Here is a 1,256-nt window from a genome sequence, read left to right on the forward strand (position 1 = left end):
AGGAAATACCTGTCTGTTTTAAACGGCAATCCTAGGAAAACCAGCATCATGCTTTTTTCTCGAAAAGCGTTCTTGTTGAGCAGCAGCAACAATTTCGCCATCGACTACTAAAGCGGCGGCACTATCATGATTTTAAATTTAAACAAGTCTGACAACTATTTTCATCGAATGGAAGCTGAAGAACATAGACAAGTTGACAATGTAAGAACGTGAGTGTATGATTTACAAGTTAAGATAAAATGAGAGCCTATGGATAGCTTGACTAATAAGGAAGTGGTTAGACTGTTTTTTGAAATCTATAACAGTCAAGATTATGAAGCGACGTACAAATATATTGCGCCGAACTATATAGATCATGGGCTACCTCAAGTGCGAAGGGTCGATGATGCAATTGAGATATTGAAGACGACTCACAAAGCTTTTCCAGATATCAAAGTGGTGATTGACGATCTCATTGAGGAGAATGACAAAGTTGTATTTCGAGGTCACTTTACAGCTACACACCTAGGTGAATTTGTGGGGATGGCTTCCACTGGAATGAAAGTAGAATTTGAGGCGTTAGAGATATTCAAGATTGAGAACCAGAAGATTACGGAATCTTGGGGATATTGGCCTCTTTCGGAAATTGTAAGCCAGATTCAGGCTTCCGAGAAGTTTTAGCCGTAATTCTATGTTGGGACTTACCAATTGACAAAGATCACGGGATGTGGGCGAATATTTAGGTGCTAATTTGCTAATTTTAAGACGCGATCGCGAATCAATAAGGTGATGAATTTAGAAAAACAAACTCCAATAGCTAAGATAAATCCCCCCATTTGGTTAAAATTATTAATAGTTTTCCTAATTGGGCTAGGAATCTTCCTTCGTTTTGCTCATTTGGGTCAAAAACCGATCTGGTACGATGAAGCTTTTACTCTCCTAGGGCTTTCTGGTCATACTGTCACTGAAGTACAGCAAGAAGTCCTTAACCAGGGCGTAATTCCTATTGCGGCCTTGGATAGATATCAACACCTCAATCTAGACAGAGGTGTCAGCGATACGGTTCGCTATTTAATAACCTCAGACCCACAGCATCCTCCCCTGTACTATACGATGGTGAGGATGTGGGCGCAGGTATTTGGGGATTCAATAGTTGGGGTAAGAAGTTTATCGGCGGCGATCAGTCTATTGATCTTTCCCAGCGTGTATTGGCTCTGTCTAGAGTTGTTCGAGTCAAAAACTGTGGGATGGGTAGCGATCGCTTTAATGGCTGTTTC

General features: G+C 41.0%; 2 protein-coding genes and 1 pseudogene. 2 read left to right on the plus strand and 1 reads right to left on the minus strand.

Annotated features, from left to right (window positions below; translation table 11 throughout):
- Positions 1–18: 18 nt before the first annotated feature.
- Positions 19–117, minus strand: a pseudogene (locus ACIR310F_RS25765) (hypothetical protein); the annotation flags it as partial.
- 132 nt (positions 118–249) lie between these two features.
- Between ACIR310F_RS25765 and ACIR310F_RS0116750 the strand changes: the two are divergent.
- Together ACIR310F_RS0116750 and ACIR310F_RS23760 are read left to right on the plus strand one after the other, a co-directional pair.
- Entirely contained in the window at positions 250–660 is a 411-nt protein-coding gene (locus ACIR310F_RS0116750; RefSeq protein WP_051289703.1) for an ester cyclase, read from the plus strand.
- A gap of 108 nt (positions 661–768) precedes the next feature.
- Positions 769–1,256: glycosyltransferase family 39 protein (locus ACIR310F_RS23760; protein WP_035368270.1), on the plus strand; the 488-nt coding region annotated here is incomplete at its 3' end.

The organism is Dolichospermum circinale AWQC310F (genome assembly GCF_000426925.1).
Classification (GTDB): domain Bacteria; phylum Cyanobacteriota; class Cyanobacteriia; order Cyanobacteriales; family Nostocaceae; genus Dolichospermum; species Dolichospermum circinale.